Source organism: Mycolicibacter longobardus, from assembly GCF_002102265.1.
GTDB lineage: Bacteria > Actinomycetota > Actinomycetes > Mycobacteriales > Mycobacteriaceae > Mycobacterium > Mycobacterium longobardum.
The window spans coordinates 70,584-88,811 of the sequence record NZ_LQPG01000007.1; the positions used below are offsets into that span (position 1 = coordinate 70,584).

At 68.5% G+C, this 18,228-nt stretch carries 12 protein-coding genes; 6 read left to right on the forward strand and 6 right to left on the reverse strand.

From position 1 onward, the window contains the following. The first annotated feature begins 8 nt into the window (after positions 1-8). The 3 genes from AWC16_RS01215 (at position 9) to AWC16_RS01225 (ending at position 3,187) form a co-directional block, all read left to right on the forward strand. Complete coding sequence (locus AWC16_RS01215; RefSeq protein WP_085263015.1) at positions 9-1,943, forward strand: flavin-containing monooxygenase; 1,935 nt, start codon at positions 9-11, stop codon at positions 1,941-1,943. Next, on the forward strand, positions 1,940-2,677 hold the full coding sequence (locus AWC16_RS01220) for an SDR family NAD(P)-dependent oxidoreductase (protein ID WP_085263016.1): 738 nt from the start codon (positions 1,940-1,942) through the stop codon (positions 2,675-2,677). Before AWC16_RS01215 ends, AWC16_RS01220 begins: the two co-directional genes overlap by 4 nt. Positions 2,678-2,830: 153 nt before the next feature. Beyond that, entirely contained in the window at positions 2,831-3,187 is a 357-nt protein-coding gene (locus tag AWC16_RS01225; protein ID WP_085263017.1) for a hypothetical protein, read from the forward strand. A 10-nt stretch (positions 3,188-3,197) separates the two neighbouring features. Here the strand turns inward: AWC16_RS01225 and AWC16_RS01230 are convergent, their stop codons facing one another. From AWC16_RS01230 to gjpA (AWC16_RS01240), 3 genes are all read right to left on the reverse strand, one after another. Further along, positions 3,198-3,758 carry a hypothetical protein gene (locus AWC16_RS01230; RefSeq protein WP_234812073.1) on the reverse strand — a complete coding sequence of 187 codons (561 nt, stop codon included), beginning with the start codon at positions 3,756-3,758 and terminating at the stop codon, positions 3,198-3,200. A 15-nt stretch (positions 3,759-3,773) separates the two neighbouring features. After that, positions 3,774-5,642, reverse strand: coding sequence for a glutamine--fructose-6-phosphate transaminase (isomerizing) (gene glmS, locus AWC16_RS01235; protein ID WP_085263018.1), 1,869 nt, complete (start codon positions 5,640-5,642; stop codon positions 3,774-3,776). 63 nt (positions 5,643-5,705) lie between these two features. Further along, entirely contained in the window at positions 5,706-6,800 is a 1,095-nt protein-coding gene (gjpA, locus tag AWC16_RS01240; RefSeq protein WP_085263019.1) for an outer membrane porin GjpA, read from the reverse strand. 308 nt (positions 6,801-7,108) lie between these two features. On the opposite strand from gjpA (AWC16_RS01240), the gene AWC16_RS01245 reads away from it, so the two are divergent. Together AWC16_RS01245 and AWC16_RS01250 are read left to right on the forward strand one after the other, a co-directional pair. Further along, a complete protein-coding gene (locus tag AWC16_RS01245) occupies positions 7,109-8,938 on the forward strand; it encodes a fatty acyl-AMP ligase (protein ID WP_085263020.1) in 1,830 nt (609 codons plus the stop codon). 39 nt (positions 8,939-8,977) lie between these two features. Beyond that, on the forward strand, positions 8,978-9,814 hold the full coding sequence (locus AWC16_RS01250) for a dienelactone hydrolase family protein (RefSeq protein ID WP_085263256.1): 837 nt from the start codon (positions 8,978-8,980) through the stop codon (positions 9,812-9,814). 66 nt (positions 9,815-9,880) lie between these two features. Here the strand turns inward: AWC16_RS01250 and AWC16_RS24180 are convergent, their stop codons facing one another. The 3 genes from AWC16_RS24180 to gjpA (AWC16_RS01270) all read right to left on the reverse strand — a co-directional run bounded on the left by AWC16_RS24180 (position 9,881) and on the right by gjpA (AWC16_RS01270) (position 15,916). After that, the gene (locus tag AWC16_RS24180) at positions 9,881-13,270 is read right to left on the reverse strand and encodes a PGRS repeat-containing protein (RefSeq protein ID WP_207572226.1); all 3,390 of its coding nucleotides are present in this window, start codon (positions 13,268-13,270) and stop codon (positions 9,881-9,883) included. Positions 13,271-13,333: 63 nt separating this feature from the next. Continuing rightward, positions 13,334-14,518 (reverse strand): outer membrane porin GjpA, encoded by a 1,185-nt coding sequence (gene gjpA, locus AWC16_RS01265; protein WP_085263021.1) that lies wholly within the window; start codon positions 14,516-14,518, stop codon positions 13,334-13,336. 327 nt (positions 14,519-14,845) lie between these two features. After that, the gene (gene gjpA / locus AWC16_RS01270; RefSeq protein WP_085263022.1) at positions 14,846-15,916 is read right to left on the reverse strand and encodes an outer membrane porin GjpA; all 1,071 of its coding nucleotides are present in this window, start codon (positions 15,914-15,916) and stop codon (positions 14,846-14,848) included. 418 nt (positions 15,917-16,334) lie between these two features. Here gjpA (AWC16_RS01270) and AWC16_RS01275 point away from each other — a divergent pair, with 418 nt between their 5' ends. Further along, the gene (locus AWC16_RS01275) at positions 16,335-18,143 is read left to right on the forward strand and encodes a fatty acyl-AMP ligase (RefSeq protein ID WP_085263023.1); all 1,809 of its coding nucleotides are present in this window, start codon (positions 16,335-16,337) and stop codon (positions 18,141-18,143) included. Positions 18,144-18,228 lie beyond the last annotated feature (85 nt).

Here is an 18,228-nt window from a genome sequence, read left to right on the forward strand (position 1 = left end):
CTGATTACGTGCGCAACCGCTACGCCGGGGAACCGTTCACCACCGACGACGCCGAGATCGCCGCCGCCCTGGAACAGGTCAGCATCCCCACCCTGTTGCTGTCGTGCGTGCACATCACCGGCGACCCCCGCTTCATCCGGGAGTTCAAACAGAACGGGATCTTCCTCAACGAGATCCAGGGGTTCATGTCCGAGGAGGACAAGGCCCGCGCCCGCGCCGAAGCACTGCCGGTGATCGTCGACTACCGCGACCGCGGCTGCCCGCAGCCCGCTCCACTGCCCGCCGAGCTGGTCAAGGAGATGCTCGATTGGGCGGCCTGCGAAACCGTGCCGGATGCCTACCTGGGCCTGCTCGCCGAAGAGCTCGACCTCTCCGGGGTCGACCCGCGCCGCCCGGATCCGCTGGACCCATCTCGCGCTGCGGAGCTGCCAGTGGTGGTGATCGGCTGCGGCGAATCGGGGGTGTTGGCCGGAGTCCGGCTGGCGCAGGCCGGCATTCCCTTCACCATCGTCGAGAAGAACCCCGGGCCTGGCGGCACCTGGTGGGAGAACCACTACCCGGGCGCTCGGGTGGACGTCGCCAACCACTTCTACTGCTACAGCTTCGAACCGAACAACGACTGGGGACACTACTTCGCCGAGCAGCCCGAACTGCAGGAATATTTCACCAATGTGATCGCCAAACATGATCTGGGCGAACATATCCGGTGGAACACCGAAGTCACCGACACCACCTGGGAAGACGCCACCGGGACCTGGACGCTGACGGTGCGCACCGGTGACGCGGTGTCGACCATGTCGGCACGCGCGGTGATCACCGCGGTCGGCCAGCTCAACCGGCCGCACCTACCCGACATCGACGGTGCGGACAGCTTCGCCGGGCGAGCATTTCATTCCGCGGCCTGGGACCACAACGTCGACCTGACCGGCAAGCGGGTGGCGCTGATCGGGGCGGGCGCCAGCGGATTTCAGATCGCGCCCGCGATTGCGGAAAAAGTGGAGCACCTCACGGTGTTTCAGCGCACCGCACAGTGGATGTTCCCCAACCCGATGTATCACGACGCGGTCGACGACGGGGTGCGCTGGGCGCTGCGGCACCTGCCGTTCTACGGCCGCTGGTACCGGTTCCTGCTGCTGTGGCCCGGCGCCGACAAGGGCCTGGAGGCCGCGCGGGTGGACCCGGACTACCCCGACCAGGACTACGCGGTCAGCGAGATCAACGCCCTGGCCCGGCAGATGTTCACCGGCTGGATCACCTCTCAAATAAGTGACGACGACGAGTTGCTGGCCAAGGTGTTGCCGGATTACCCGGCGACCGGAAAGCGCACCCTGCAGGACAACGGCACCTGGCTCAAGACGCTGCAACGCGACAACGTCGAACTCAACCGGACCCCGATCCGCCGGATCACGCCGCACGGTGTGGAGACCGAAGACGGCATCCACCATGACGTCGACGTGATCGTGTACGCCACCGGCTTTCGGCACACCGACGTGCTGTGGCCGATCCGGATCACCGGCCGCGACGGCACCGATCTGCACGCGATGTGGGGCAGCCGGCCGTACGCGTACCTGGGCATCACGGTGCCCGGGTTCCCGAACTTCTTCCTGCTCTACGGTCCCGGTGCGCATCTGGCGCACGGCGGCAGCCTGATCTTCAACTCCGAGTTGGAGATGCGCTACATCGACGCCTGCCTGGCCAAGCTCGCCGGCGAGCAGTTGCACTCGATCGAGCCGACCGCGCGGGCGGCCGCCGAATGGCATCGGGCCACCCAGGAGGAGATCAGAAAGACCGTCTGGGCGCACCCAGCGGTCAAGCATTCCTACTTCAAGAACGCCGACGGGGAGATCCACACCGTGAGCCCGTGGCGGCTCGACGAGTACTGGTCGGCGGTGCGTGAACCGGACTGGTCGCAGTTCGTCATCACAGAGGGAGCGATGAGTTGAGTGGAGTAGTCGTCACCGGTGCGGCATCGGGAATCGGCCGGGCCTGCGCTGAGGCCCTGATCGCCGACGGACGCCGAGTTGCGTTGTGGGACATCGCCCCGGCGGTCCAAGAAGTGGCTGACGGTCTGGGGATGCCCGGAGCGGTGGTCGACGTCTGTGACGACGCCAGCATGCCGGTCGCCGTCGCCGCCGCCGCCGAGGCGCTCGACGGAATCGACGGGCTGGTGCACGCGGCCGGGCGGGTGCTGCCCGAACCGGTGGGCGCCTACACCGGCGAATCCTGGGACGCCGTCATGGATGTCAACCTGCGTGCCCAGGCGATGCTGGTGCAGCTCATGCTGCCGCACCTGGAGGCCGTCGCCCGGGCCGGCGGTGGCCCGGCGGTGGTCGGCATCTCCAGCATCGAGGGGCTGACCGCGAACCCGTTCATCCCGGCCTACTGCGCCTCCAAGGCCGGACTGCTGGGGTTGACCCGGTCGATGGCAGCGCAGCTGGGCCCGGCCGGAATCCGGGTCAACGCGGTGTGTCCGGGATTCATCGAAACCCCGATGCTGCAGATCGCGCTCGACGTCGAAGAGGTCGCGGCCGGTTTCGTGGCCGCCGCACCGCTGGGGCGCATCGGGCAACCGGCGGAGGTCGCCCAGGCGGTGGCGTTCTTGATGTCGCCGCGGGCCTCGTTCATCACCGGCACCCAGATCGTCGTCGACGGTGGAGTCACTGCCCGGCATCCGTGAACACGCGCGCCGGAGAACCCAGTTGTCACTGTGTGCTGGCCGTGAGCGGGAATTTCACGACGCAACACGCCGTTGTCACGTCGCCGAATTCCCCCTGAGCACCTATTTTTCATCCCGCTGCCGGCGCCGCCTCGACGCCTTAGCATCGTTGAGATGCCCGAGAGCTACCCACCGCCGAAGCCGCCGATCTCGCGGGCGGATCTCGCCGGGTCTCTGATAGCACTGGCCCTCACCGTCGTCGGGGGTGGTGCGGCTGCGGTTCTGGGGCTGCTCATGATGGCCTTCACCGACAACTGCCCGGCTGCGACCTGCAATATCAACGCAGGCGTCGCGGCGATCATGGCCGGATTCGCAGCTGCCGCTTTGATCGGCACGGTCGGAACGGTCTTGACCATCGTGCGACTGGTGCAGCGAAACCCGGCGTGGCCGTTCGCCGTATCGACCATGGTGCTGACCGCGGCGGCGTGCGCTGCCGGCATCGGCGGCTATCTCGTCGCGGTTGGCGGCTGACTCAGAGGCGTCAGAAAACTTGGCTCTGAGGTGCCGAGATGACGAACCCGTGCGTGACCGCCGAGCCGCCGCGCTTGGGGCTGATCTCGCGCGCAGCCTTGAGCACACAGACCAGGTCGGTGCCCGGCGGCACCCCGCAGATCAGCGATTCGGTGGGCGAGAAGTCCCAGAACACGATCTTGTGACCGACTCCCAAAGCTGTCATGGGAACCCGTTCGGGGTCGCCGCGCAACCCTTCCGACGCCGTGGGCAGAAACAGTGCCGGACCGTCGCCCTGGGCGTAGACCGCCGCGAGGCTCACGCTGCGGGTGCCCGGTGGCGAGCCGGGAAAGTTCCCCTGGCAGACCACATTATGGGTCACTTTCCCGTGACTCTTTCGACAGACCAGACCCGTGGGCGTGGTGAACACCAGGTCCGGGATCCCGGTGAGATCGGCGGAGCTGGCGGGCAGCGGTCCGCTGTCGTCGATGAGCGGAACGAGGTCGGGAACCTCGGGCGCCGCAACGGCATTGGGCACCGGTGCCAGCACAGCCATCGCGGCGCAGACCACCGCCAGTAAACGTCTCGACACTGAAAAAGACTCCCGCTACTCGACGGTGACCGACTTGGCCAGATTACGCGGCTTGTCGACGTCATAGCCGCGGGCCTGCGCGACCCCCGCGGCAAACACCTGCAGCGGGATGGTCGACAGCAACGGCTGGTAAAGCGTTGGCACCGCGGGAATTTCGATCAGGTGGTCGGCGTAGGGGCGCACCGTGTCGTCGCCCTCCTCGGCGATCACGATGGTGATGGCGCCGCGGGCCTGGATCTCACGAATGTTGGAGAGCAGCTTGGAGTGCAGCGTCGCCGCGTTCTTGGGCGAGGGCATCACGACGATCACCGGCAGGTCGTCCTCGATCAAGGCGATCGGGCCGTGCTTGAGCTCGCCGGCGGCGAAGCCCTCGGCGTGCATGTAGGCCAGTTCCTTGAGCTTGAGCGCGCCTTCCAGCGCCACCGGATAGCCGACATGGCGGCCGAGAAAGAGCACAGCACTCGACTTGGCGAACTGCCGCGCCAGCTCGGCCACCGGTTCGATGCCTTCCAGCACCCGCGTGACCAGGTCGGGCATCGCCTCCAGCTGCCGGTATTCCTGCTCGACCTCGTCGGGGTACTTGGTCCCCCGGGCCTGTGCCAGCGCCAGACCGACCAGGTAGTTCGCGGTGATCTGCGCCAGGAACGTCTTCGTCGACGCGACACCGATCTCAGGCCCGGCCCGGGTGTAGAGCACCGCGTCACACTCGCGCGGGATCTGCGAGCCGTTGGTGTTGCAGACCGCGAGCACCTTGGCCTTCTGCTCCTTGGCGTGCCGGACAGCCTCCAGGGTGTCGGCGGTCTCACCGGACTGGCTGATCGCCACCACCAGCGTGCTGCGGTCCAGCACCGGGTCGCGGTAGCGGAACTCACTGGCCAGCTCGACCTCCACCGGCAGCCGCGTCCAATGCTCGATCGCGTACTTGGCCAACAACCCGGAGTGGTAGGCGGTGCCGCAGGCCACCACGAACACCTTGTCGATCTCGCGCAGCTCCTGGTCGCTCAGGCGCTGCTCGTCGAGCACGATCCGGCCGTCCTCGAAGTGCCCGAGCAGGGTCTCGGCCACGGCGGTGGGCTGCTCGGCGATCTCCTTGAGCATGAAGTACTCGTAGCCGCCCTTCTCGGCGGCAGACAGATCCCAATCGATGTGAAAACGCCGGGCGTTGGCAGCGTCGTCGCGACCGTGAAAGTCGGTGATGCGGTAGTCATCCGCGGTGATCACCACCGCCTGGTCCTGACCGAGTTCCACCGCTTCGCGGGTGAAGGGAATGAACGCCGCCACATCCGAGCCCAGGAACATCTCGCCGTCGCCGATGCCGACCACCAGCGGGGTGGACCGTCGCGCGGCCACGATCGTGCCCGGCTCGTCGGCGTGGGCGAACACCACGGTGAAGTGGCCCTCCAGCCGGCGCAGCACCGCCAGCGCCGAAGCCACGAAGTCCCCGGCGGTGTCCCCGTGCCGGTACTGACGGGCCAGCAGGTGAACGGTCACCTCACTGTCGGTCTCGCTGGTGAACTCCACCCCCTCGCGCTCCAACTCGTCACGCAGGGTGGCGAAGTTCTCGATGATGCCGTTGTGCACCACGGCGAACTTGGAGGTCGCGTCCCGGTGCGGGTGGGCGTTGCGGTCGGTGGGGCGGCCGTGGGTGGCCCAGCGGGTGTGGCCCAGTCCGGTTCCCCCGACCAGCAGAGCGGGATCGGTGTCGGCCAGCGCGGCTTCCAGGTTGGCCAGCCGGCCGGCGCGGCGCCGGATGGTCAGCTGCCCGATCCCGTCGACGACCGCGATTCCCGCGGAGTCGTAGCCGCGGTATTCCATGCGGCGCAGCGCCTCAACGACGACGTCGCGCGCAGGCCGCTGCCCGACGTAGCCGACGATTCCGCACATAGCTGTTCAGGGTAGTGCACCGCTGGGCAGCCCCGAGCAATCGTGCAGGTCAGCCGCCGGTTGCTACGACGCGCCGCCGAACAGGTCGCCCAGCAGGCCACCGAAGTCGAAGTCGGCGGCCGCCGCAGGATCTGGGACAACGTCGTCAGGACCGTCGAAGTCCAGGTCTCCGGTGAGGAACTCCGCGATCGCCTGCTGCAGGCCGGCCATGGCGCCGGCGAGCCCGACCCCGTGGGGGAGGAAGGGCAGTTCCAGCGTGAGCGGGTCAGTGATACCCAAGGTGAGGCCGAGTGCGTTGAAGATCGAGCCACCACCGGGGACGGCGTCACCGAAGAACATGGTGTCGCCCGGATCGGCGCCCACCAGCCCCGGGGTCAGCATCCCGCCGAAGGCAAAGCTCAGGGAGGTGATCTCGGTACCCTCCGGCAGCGGCAGCATGCCGGAATCGGCGAGGGCCGGGAGCAGCGCGTCAAGGTTGAGCGTGGCACCGTTGAGTAGGCCGTTGAACATGTTCGCCGGGATGTTTACCAGCTCCTGCAGGGCCGCGTCGGTGTCCGGGGTTTCGCCGGTCAGAGCGGCGCTGATGGCTTCGACGCTGTTGAACAGGGCCACCCACGGGGCGATGGACGGACCCAGAGCACCGATCAGCACACCGGCCAGCGGCGACGACAAGAAGTTGATGATGTCCGGAATCGGTTCCGGGAGGGTCGGGAACAGGTCGGGGGCAAGGGGGGCGGCCTGATTGGTCAGAATCGCAAACAGCAGCGCGTGGGTGGCATCCGTGGCGGCGTCAGCCTCTGGGCCGGCCCCGTTCAACGTCCACTCGGTGAGCGGGTTGATGAACGTCTTCTGGTCGCCGTCGAGGAACGTCAGGGCGGCACCGAGCTGCGCAAAGTCCAGGTCGGCCAGGTCAGCGTTGCTGAGCGCCTCGCTCAAAGCCTCGTTGGCATCCTGCATCGCGGTCTGCAGGGCGTCGAAGTTCGCTTCAGCGGTATTGAAGGCCTCGGTCCAGGCGCCCGTGAAATCGATGGCGGTCAACGCGACATCGTGGACGACATGGGCTTCCAGCACCGGCGTGGCCACCGGCGTGACAGCGATCAGGCCGGCACCCACCAACGCGACGCCGGCGGTGGCAAAGGGACGCAGGGTCGGATTCATCTGAGCAGCTCCTCAATGTCCGGTGCCGCGGCTGCGGCCTCAACTGAGTGTGAGGAAGATCATAACTAATAAACAGCTGTGGTACCAGGGGTAGACTCCCAGGATTTACGGCACTTTTGTCGACCTTTCGGCGACATCTGTAGACTTTCGGGCACGTCAGGAGCGATCGACGGCACTCGGGGTTTCTTGGCGTACTGCCAGCACGTTGGGGCCAACCCAGCTCCGCCGCGGCCCGCAGCGGTTATGTTGGGAATCCGCGCGGAGACCCGCGGCCGGGGTCGGCCAGAAACGACGGTCTAGGTGACGACATGCCAGAGGACAACCCAGCCACCGCACGCACCCTGGTGGAACTGCTACGTCTGCAGGCTGACCGCCACCGGGACAAAGTCGCGTTCATCTTCGCCCCCGACGGCGCCCACGAGAAGAGTCGGCTGACCTACGCCGAACTCGACCGCAGCGCGCGGGCGATCGCCGCCGGTCTGCAAGACCAGGGGGCGGCAGGCCGCCGGGTGCTGGTGGTCTGCCGGCCAGGACTCGACAGTGTCGCCGCCTACTTCGGCTGCCTCTACGCCGGCGCAGTGGCCGTGCCGGTGCAGGATCGGCTCGCGCGGCTGACGCTCCTCGCCCCCGACGCCCGAGCCGGCTTCGCCCTGGCCGACTCCGCGACGCAGGACAAAATCAGGGCCAAGGTCGACGGTCTGACCAAACGGCCGCTGCGATGGCTGGCCCCGGATGCACCCGGCGCGGATCCGGACAGCTGGGTGCCGCCGGACATCGACGCCGACACCACGGCCACGCTGCAGTACACCTCGGGCTCCACCAGGGCACCCAAGGGCGTCGTCGTGACGCACGGCAACCTGCTGGCCAACCTCGCCGCGATCCGCGAGGCGTGGCGCGGCGACGAACAGGCGGTCACCGTGTACTGGCTGCCGCAGCACCACGACATGGGACTGATCGGCGGCATCCTGGAAATGGTCTACGTCGGTTGCACCACCGTGCTGATGTCACCGGCGGCGTTCATCGTCCGTCCGATGCAGTGGCTGGAGGCCATGTCCCGGTACCGCGCCACGGGGACCACCGCACCCAACTTCGCCTACCAGCTCTGCGTCGAACGCAGCACCCCCGAGGAACGCGCGGCACTGGATCTGTCGCACTGGTCGACCGCGATGAACGGTGCCGAGCCTGTGCAGGCCAGCACCCTGCGCGCCTTCGCCGAGGCCTTCGCACCGGCCGGTTTCCGGCCGGAAGCATTCCTGCCGGTGTACGGCCTGGCCGAGGCCACCCTGCTGGTCTCCGGCGGATCGGATGCCGCCGCACCGGCGGTACGCCGCATCGACCGGAACGCGCTGGGCGAAGATCGCGTCGTCGAGGTCCCCGATGCCGCCGACGATGATCCCGGCGTGGTGGAACTGGTGGGTTGCGGCCGTCCCCGGGGCGATCAGCGGATCGTGATCGTCGATCCGGAGACGCGTCGGCGCCGCGGCCCGGACCAGGTCGGTGAGATCTGGATCTCCGGGCCGTGCGTCGCCCACGGTTACCGAGGAAAACCGGAGGATACCGAGCAGACGTTCGGGGCGTATCTGGCCGACACCGGGGAAGGCCCGTTCCTGCGCACCGGAGATCTGGGCTTCCTGCGAGGCGGTGAGGTGTTCATCACCGGACGCTGCAAGGACCTGATCATTCTCCGCGGCAACAACTACTACCCCAACGACATCGAGAAGACGGTGCAGGGCAGCCATCGGGCACTGCTGTCCGGCCGCGGCGCAGCCTTCTCGGTGGCCCCGAATCCGGGTTCCGGCGAACAACTCGTGGTGGTGCAGGAAGTGAGCCCGGCCGGCGACCCCGCGACGCTCACCGAGGTGCTGGAGGCGATCAAGGCGGCGATCGCCCGTTACCACGGAATCGGAGCCCATGCCCTGGTCCTGGTCGAGCCGGGCTCGATCCCGACCACGTCGAGCGGCAAGATCCAGCGGCTGGCCGCCCGGCAGCGATTCCTCGACGGCGGTTTCGCCGCACTGGCCGAATGGCGAACGGCGGACTCCGGAACCGGTGCGGGTGAACCCACCACGGCGGAACGGACCGCCGAGGCGGCACGGCGGGCGGTGGCTGCGCAGTACTGGAAATCGCAGCGGGACTGACCGCTCAACCTCGACGTGGGCGTGCGTTACCGTCATCGGGTGGCCAGCACCAAGCGCCTGTACACCGCACTGACCCGACCCGGCCCGTATCGCGTCCTACGGGGAGATCTGGCCTACGCCGGCCTGGCCGGGGTGGTGTACACCCCGCAGCACGGATACCGGCTTCCCGCGGTGGCGTTCGGCCACGACTGGCTGACCGGTGCGCAACGGTACGCCGGACTGTTGGAGCATCTGGCTTCGTGGGGAATCGTCGCGGCGGCCCCCGACACCGGGCGGGGCCTGGCGCCGTCGGTGCTGGACCTGGCAGCCGACCTGGGTCGCGCCCTGGAGATCGCCACCGAGGTCCGGTTGGGCCCGGGGCGTATCAGCGTCGATGCCGACCGGCTCGCGGTTGCCGGTCACGGTTTCGGCGGTTCGGCTGCGGTGTTCGCGGCCGGGTTGTCGGTGAAACCCAAAGCAGTTGCCGCGATTTTCCCGACGGTCACCACACCGCCCGCCGAGCAGGCGGCGGCGACGCTGGATGTGCCCGGCGTGGTCTTCAGCAGCCCCGGCGACCCGAAAGCGCTCCGCTCCAACGCCATCGAGCTGGCGCACGCCTGGCGTGCCTCGACGCTGCGGGTGATCAGCCGGTCGACGCCGGCCGGTCTGCCGCAGGGCCGCCGGCTGACCGGGTTCTTCGGGTTGCCGACCTCGGATCGGCGCACCCAGCGGCGGGTACGCGCCCTGCTGACCGGATACCTGCTGGCACAACTGGTGGGAGACAAGACCTACCGGGAGTTCGCCGACCCGCAGGTGCGGCTGCCACGCACCGAGGCGTTGGACACGCTTCCGTACCCGGTGAGCCCGGAAGAGAAGATCGCCGCGCTGTTCAAGTAGTTCGCCACACGGCGGCGGCCGCCGAGTCCTTTCAGACCCGACGGCCGCTGCCGTTGTCGTGGGTACTTACCCTGTTGCGCCCGGGGCGCCCGGCGTTCCAGCAGTCCCGGCAGTCCCGTCCGGGGTGCCGGTACCGGCCGCTCCCCCAGCCCCGCCGGCACCCAGTGCGCCGCCGGCGCCGGGAGTTCCGGTGCTCGCGCCACCGGTGCCGCCGTCGCCGCCGTTGCCGCCGTTGGCGCCGTTGCCGCCCGCGGCCCCATCGGTGCCGGCACCACCGGCTCCACCGACCCCGCCGACTGCACCGGCGCCGCCCTTGCCACCGGCGCTGCCATCGGTACCCGCACCGCCGGTGCCGCCGCTACCGCCGTCACCAGCGCTACCGCCGTCGCCGGCGGTGGTGCCTGCACCGCTCGCGGCACCGCCTGTCCCGCCGGCACCGCCCTTGCCACCGGCACCGCCGACACCACCAGCGCCGTTGCCGCCGTTGGTGCCAGAGGTGCTCGCGCCGCCGTGGCCGCCGGTCCCGGCCATACCGCCGTTGCCGCCGAGGCCACCGCTCCCACCGTCAAGGCCGTTGCCATCGGCGTCGGTGCCACCAGCGCCACCGGCGCCACCGACGCCGCCGGCTCCGCCAGTACCACCGGCGCCGCCGGCGCCGCCGTTACCGGTGCCCGAGGTGCCGCCGTTACCGCCTTGTCCTGCCGCACCTCCGTTGCCGCCGGCGGCGCCGTTGCCACCCGCCTCGGTCTCCGAAGTGGTTCCCGCGGTGCCGGCAACGCCTGCCCCACCGGTGCCGCCCCGACCACCTGTGCCGCCGTTGCCGTCGAGCGCACCGGCACCGGTGTTGCCGACCGTTCCGCCGCTGCCGGCACCGCCGGCGCCCGCTGTCCCGGCCGTTCCGCCGGCACCACCGTCACCGCCGTTACCGCCGGCCAGGCCGTTGCCCGCTGCGTCCACCCCCCCGGTGCCACCGGAACCTCCGGTACCGCCGTTGCCACCCTTACCGGCCGCGCCGCCGTTGCCACCGTTACCGGTGTTCGAGGTACCACCGTTACCACCGGTGCCACCGGCTCCACCGGCGGATCCGTTGCCACCGTTACCGCCAGCCGTGCCGGCGACAGTGTCGGTCGCCGCCGCACCCGCGGCACCCGAGGTGCCAGTGCCACCCGCGCCGCCAGATCCACCGTTACCGCCATTGCCGGCCTTGCCGGCGTCCGCGCTACCACCGTTGCCGCCAGTGCCCCCGGCGCCGCCGGAGCTAGTTGCAGTCCCGGTACCGCCGTTGCCGCCGTTACCACCGTTACCACCGTTGACGGTCAGGGCTCCGTTGCCACCGTTACCGCCTGCACCACCGGCCGAGCCGGAACTACCGTTGCCGCCATTGCCACCGTTACCGGCGTGGCTGGCCGCGATTCCCTTGGTGTTCGTCGGCATCACGGTGCCGGCACTGTTGCCGCCATTACCACCCGTGCCGCCGCCGGCACCGCCGCTGCCACCGTTGCCGCCGTTACCGCCGGAGGCCGTCCCGTGGCCGCCGTCGCCCCCGGCGCCGCCGACTGCGGCGCTGCTGCCGGAACCGCCGTTACCGCCGTTACCACCCACGCTGACGCCGGTGCTGGCGCCGGCACCGCCGGCACCGCCGTCACCCCCGGTGGCACCCGATCCGCCGTTACCACCGTTGCCACCCGCGCTGTAGACCGTGCCGGGGCTGCCGGTGAAGACGGTGCCGTTGACGTCACGCCATCCGGTACCGGTGCCGCCGGCACCACCGTCGCCGCCGTTACCGGGGGTTCCTTGGCCGGTCAGACCGAGGCTGCCGCTGGCTCCGCCGTTGCCGCCCTTGGCGTGGTCACCGGAGAGCAGACCGCCACCGGCGCCGACGGTGCCATTACCACCGGCACCACCGTTGCCGCCGTCACCGGCAACGCCACCCGCGGACGTTGCACCACCGGCACCCCCGTTACCGCCGTTGCCGCCGAAGGTCTGGACAGTGTCGTCGGCGGTGGAGCCGTTACCACCAGCACCACCGTTGCCGCCCGCACCGGCCGCGCCGGCGGCGCTGGCACCACCGGCACCGCCGACGCCGCCGTTACCGCCGACACCCTGGACACCGGCAGCGCCGCTGGCGTTACCGCCGCCACCACCGTTACCGCCGTCAACGCTGTTGTTGTGCCCCGTCGAGGCACCCGACGCACCGCCAGCTCCGCCATTGCCGCCCTTGGCGACGCCGTCACCACCGTTGCCACCATTGCCGGCCGCACCGCCGCTGCCCTCGGCGGCGTCCGCACCGGCGCCACCGGCGCCGCCGTTACCGCCAGTCAGGCCCGCGCCACCGTTACCGCCGTTGGCACCGGCACCGGCCTCCCCGCCGACGCTGCTGCTGGTGGGCGAACCGTCGCCGCCGCCCGCGCCGCCTGCGCCACCGTTACCGCCGTTGCCGAGGAAGTTGCCGTTCTCGTCCTGGTAACCGTTGCCACCGTTGCCGGCCGCGCCACCGTTCGCTCCGACGCCGGCGTGGCCGCCCTCCCAGAAGTTGGTTCCGGCCGCGCCGCCTTGACCGCCGGCACCGCCGTTGCCGCCATTGACGTGGTCGACGGTCCCGGCGGCGCCGTCACCTCCGGCACCGGCCTTGCCACCGTCGCCGCCGTTACCGAGGTTGAAGGCGCCGCGACCGCCGGCACCGCCGGCACCGCCGTTGCCGCCATTGCCGTTGCCGCCGTTGGCGAAGCTGCCCGCCAGGCCGTCGCCGCCGGCACCGCCGACACCGCCGTTACCGAATGCCCAGGCCACCGCGTCTCCACCGTTGCCGCCCGCGCCGCTGGCTCCGCCCGCACCGCCGTCGCCGCCGTGGCCCATACCCCAGGCGCCCGCGCCGCCGTTACCACCGGCAGCACCGAGGCCGCCGGCACCGCCGTCGCCGCCGTTACCGAAGAATCCCAGCGCGTCGCCGCCGTTGCCGCCGGCTACACCGTCCTGGTCGCTGTTCCAGCCGGCACCACCGTCACCGAACCACAGTCCGCCATCGCCGCCGTGAGGGTTGAGTTCGGTCCCGTCGGCACCGTTACCGATCAAGTAGGCCCCAGCCATCTCGTTGATGGCGTTGTTGACCATGGCGCCGAAGTCGCTGTCGATCCAGGCGGTCATGCCCATGTGCAGCGGGGTGTAGAACCACTGGTCGATAATGCTGGTCAGGTCGAAGGCGGCAGCTGAGCCGGGAAGCTCGAACGCCGCGATTTCAGAGGCGGCATCAGGGGTAGCGTCGGCCGGGACGAGCCAACTGAAATCGAACAGGTCTTCGAAGCCGTCGGCCTGCGCCTCCGGCGCGCCGGCCAGCGGGGCCATCCCGAAGGCCAGGAACGCTGCCACCGCACTGCCGGCGCCAATCGTGTGGTTACGACACTGCCGAGCGGCCGTACCGGGTGAGTCCGGCTGATTGCCCGTGTGACGACGAGTCATTGCGAACACCTCTCTCGATGAAAAGTTCGACTAGGAGTGGAAGTTCCGAAGGGATGGCGAGGATCAGCCGGCCAGGCCGAAGTCCTGCAACAGGTCGCCGAAGGAAAAGCTGTCGGCCATCGAGCTGCCCGCGCCGCCGTCGTCGATCGCGCCGCCGTCGTCGATGAAGCCCTCAGGCGCCGGGATGTTGAAGACGGGGTCCTTGCCGCTCCACGATCCCCAGCCGAGTTGCGAGCCGATGACCTGCGACAAGCCCAGCCATGCGCCCCACGGGCCGATCGGGTCGCTCGGCGCGTGGATGTCACCGATGATCGGGACACCGGAGATGTCAAAGCCGATGCTGTTGAAGATCGAACCGCCGGACGCCGGCGCCTGGTCGATCTCGGTGTCACCGTCCATGACGTGCATCGGTCCGGCCGTGACGTGGCCACCGGCGCTGAACCACCCGCCGAAGGCGAAGTCGAGGTGGGTCATCTCCATACCGTCCGGGAGGAATCCGGCATCGTTGATCGCCGGCAGCAGACCGTCCAGGTTGAGGGTGGCGCCATTAAGCGAGGCGTTGAGCATGTTCGCCGGGATGTCGATCAGGCCCCGCATAACCCCCGGCATGTCACCATCACGCAAAGCGCCGCTGATGTCTTCCCAGCTGTTGGTCAAAGCGACCAAGGGGGCGATCCAGGGACTCACCGAGCCGAGCATGAGGGCGCTCATCGGCGAGCCCAGGAAGTTGATGATCGGCGTGAGCGTCGCGGCCTGATCCTCCGGCAGGAAGCCCGGAACCTGACTGAAGATCACTTCGTGCCCACCGCTGAGGTTGCCGAGCGTGTAGCTGCTGTCCATGGTGTGGCGGATTACGTCATTGATGGTGTCCTGGGAGGCGCTCATCAGCGTGATTGCTGACCACGCGTTCTTGAGGTCTGCCTGAATCGCGTTGACCATCGCCGGGATGGTCGACGGGTCGTCGACCATGCTCTGGACATAGCCCGAGAAGTTGTTCATAGCCTGCGTGAACCCGATGTCGGGCGCCGCGTTGTAGGAGGCAATCATCTGCGCGATGTTGTCCTGGGCCGTGTTGTAAGCCGCGACGTACGGGTCGAGGATGTCCGACGCGCCGAAGCCGGCAGTCAACGCCACGTCGCGGGCGATGAGGTTGGTTTGGGTCGGTCCGACCGCCGGGGCGACGGCGACGAGGCCGGCGCCCACGATCGCAACACCGGCAGTGACGTAGGGCTTGAGGGCGTGCTGCACGACCGTTCTCCTCTGTTCTGGTGGGCACCCGAGGGCTGACAACGCTTAGTTACCTTGGAGTAAAGTGAGATCCCAGTGTCAACATAAGCTAACTTATGTTCAAGAGTCAAATCCCCGGAGGGGCATTAAAATCGCAGTTCACAGGCCTGGGGCGCCATGCAAACCGTCAGGGCATGCCGAACCGGCCCGCCTCTTATGACGGGCGAGCCGGAATCGATAATTTAGTAATTCATGAGAAAAATGTGCCCGGGCATGCATACGCCAGCGAGCATGTCGCCGCGGTGATACCTCGCTGGCGACATGCTCGCCGATCGTTATATGCGGCCCCTAGACACCCAGGCCGAACCAGTCGCCGAAGTCCACACCAAGCCAGTCGAGGCCGGCGACGGCATCGCCGGGGTCGACGTCAACCGGCTCCAGCGGAGGCAGCTCACCGGACAGCCATTGCACCAGGACGTTCTGCATCATGGCGAAGGCAGCCACCGGCCCGATTCCGTTCGGCTCCAGGTCGAGGGTGTTCAGCACGGGCACACCGGTGAGGTTGAGGCCGAGAGCGTTGAAGATCGAACCGCCGACACTGCCGATCAGGCTCTCGCCATCACCGCCGTCCGTGACCCCCACCACGGAGCCGGGGCTGAGCAGGCCGCCGAAGGCCAGGCTGATCCCGTCCACACCCATGCCCTCCGGCAACACACCGGCGTCGGCCAGGAGGGGCGCCAGCGCGTCCAGGTTCAACGTAGCGCCGTTGAGCAGGCCGTTGACCATGTTCGCCGGAATGTTGACAACCTCCTGCAGCGCGGCCGTGAGGTCCGGGTCAGCACCGTTGAGAGCACCATTGATGGCCTCGAAGCTGTTGATCAGCGCCACCAGCGGGCTGACAGACGGGCCCAGTGCGGCGAACAGTTGACCGCTGAGCGGTGACGCCGCGAAGTTGACGAACGGCAGGAGGTCCTCGGACAGCGCCGGCTCGCCACCGGTCAACGTTCCTTCCGGATCGGTCATCACCATGTAGACGACCGCGTGAAGGTCATCCAGCGTCTGCGGGGCCAGCGCGTTGAGGAAGCTCTTCTGGTCTCCGGCCAGGAATGTCATCGCAGCGCTGAGCTGGTTGAAGTCCAAGGTGCTGAAGTCGGCGGTCTGGAGCGCTTCCATGAGTGCACTGGAGGCGTCGGATGAGGCGGCCTGGACTGCGGTGAAGTTTTCGTTCGCGGTGTCGAAGGCATTCGTCCATGCCTGGGTGAAGTCGATGTCGCCGAGCTCAACGCCGGCGGTCAGTGCCACGTCCGGCATCTCGTAGACGTCCACGGCGGAAGCGGCGGCCCCCGGGGTGACGGCGATCATGCCGGCGCCCAGCACCGCGACACCCGCGGTGACATAGGGACGAAGTGATTGGTGCATCGCGATCTCCTCAAATTCCTGTGCGCGCCCCTTAGGCGCCGACCCAACCCCAGCAACGTATCTGATATGGAACTGAGAAGCAACGGAGGCTTTGGCCGTCGAGAAGCTGGCCGGACTCAGTCGGAGCCGCCTACATCGCCGGCGACCCATACACCACGATCGACGCATATAGTCGCAGTTCACAGGCGTTTTCCAGCGACCTCACACCGCCGGGCGCTGCTGCGGGTTACATTTCATCGCCATATGTCCATTTTTATGAAATATATTCTCTAATTAGGAACTACTGAGAAAATCGCCGGGCATTCGAATACGTGAGTCGGCAGCACCCGACCGAAGATCGGCCGGCCGCAGCCGATATGTTGAGTCGTCGCTCGCGCACAGGGATCACAACGATCCGCACGACGGTTGAGGTGAATACATGCCAGAGGAACCCTGTCCGACCCTGGTGGATCTACTACGGCAGCAGGCGGACCGATACGGCGACAAGCTCGCGTTCACGTTCACCCTCGACGGTGAAAGCGAACAGGGCCGCCTGACCTATTCCGAACTCGACCGCAAAGCGCGGGCGATCGCCGCGGGCCTGCAGCGTCGGGGCGCGGCCGGCCGGCGGGTGCTTGTCATCTGCCGCCCCGGCCTGGACAGCATCGCCGCATACTTCGGCTGCCTGTACGCCGGCGCGGTGGCGGTGCCGGTCCAGAACCGGCTGGTCCGGCTGATGACGATCGTCCCCGATGCACGCGCCGGCTATGTGCTCGCCGACGCAGAGACCCAGACCCGCGTCAAAGCCGCCGTCGACGGCATGGTCCGCCGGCCGCTGCAGTGGTCACTGCCGGATGCCGCACCCGAGGACGCCGAGGCGTGGACGGCGCCCGACATCGGACCCGGCACCACTGCGATGATGCAGTACACGTCCGGTTCCACCCGGGCCCCGAAAGGTGTAGTGCTGACGCACGCCAACCTGCTGCACAACCTGGCCACCATCCGCGAGGCCTGGGGCGGCGACGAGGACGACATCGCGGTGTACTGGCTGCCGCAACACCACGACATGGGGTTGATCGGCGGGGTTCTGGAGACCGTCTACGTGGGGTGCAGCACGGTGCTGATGTCGCCCGCCGGATTCATCACCCGCCCGATCCGCTGGCTGGAGGCGATCTCGCGCTACCGGGGCACCCTGACTGCCGCGCCGAACTTCGCCTACAACCTGTGCGTCGAGCGCAGCACCGCCGACGAACGCGCCGCCCTGGACCTGTCCTGCTTGGCGACGGCGATGAATGGCGCCGAGCCGGTGCACGCCGAGACGCTACGGATGTTCACCGAGACCTTCGGCCCGTCCGGGTTGCGGCCGGAGGCGCTGATGCCGGTGTACGGCCTAGCGGAGGCCAGCTTGCTGGTGTCGGGCGGTTCCGAGCACGACACACCGGTGATCCGCTGGATCGACCGCGGCGCCCTGGGCGAGGACCGCATCGTCGACTCCGATCGTGACGCCGCCAGCACGGCAGGCATCGTGAGTTGCGGCAGACCCCGGGGAGGCCAACGCATCGTCATCGTCGACCCGGAGACTCAGCGACCACGCGGCGCCGACCAGGTCGGCGAGATCTGGATCGCCGGGCCCAGCGTCGCGAAGGGATACCGCGGCAAACCCGAAGACACCGAGAAGACCTTCGGGGCGTATCTGGCCGATACCCGGGAGGGTCCGTTCCTGCGCACCGGGGATCTGGGCTTCCTGCACGACGGTGAGCTGTTCGTCACCGGCCGCTGCAAGGACCTGATCATCCTCGCGGGTAATCACTACTACCCCAACGACATCGAGGCCGTTGTGCAGTCCTGCCACCCGGTGCTGCTGGCCGGGCGCGGCGCCGCGTTCTCGGTCGACTCCGAATCCGGGACCGCCGAACAGCTCGTGGTGGTGCAGGAGGTGGCTCGACAACGGATCCGCGACATCGACCTCCCCCACCTGGTGGCCGCCGCGGGCGCCGCGCTGGCCAAGCACCACGGCGTCGTGCCGCAGCGGTTCGTGCTCGTGGATCAGATGACGATTCCGACCACCTCCAGCGGAAAGATCCAGCGCAGCCAATGCCGCCAGATGTTCCTCGATGGTGAGTTGGAGGCGCTGTTCGAGTGGACCGCCCCGGACGACGGCGCCGTGGACCCCGAGACTGCAGCCCAGCAGGCGGCCTTCATCCAGCAGGCGGTGGCGCAGCACCACTTGAAGTCCCGTCAGGGCTAAAACAGCCCGCGCCGCACAACAGTGGCCAAGAGTGGACCAGGCCCCAACGGCCGCGGTCGCCGAGCCCGCGTGGACCCGGCGACCG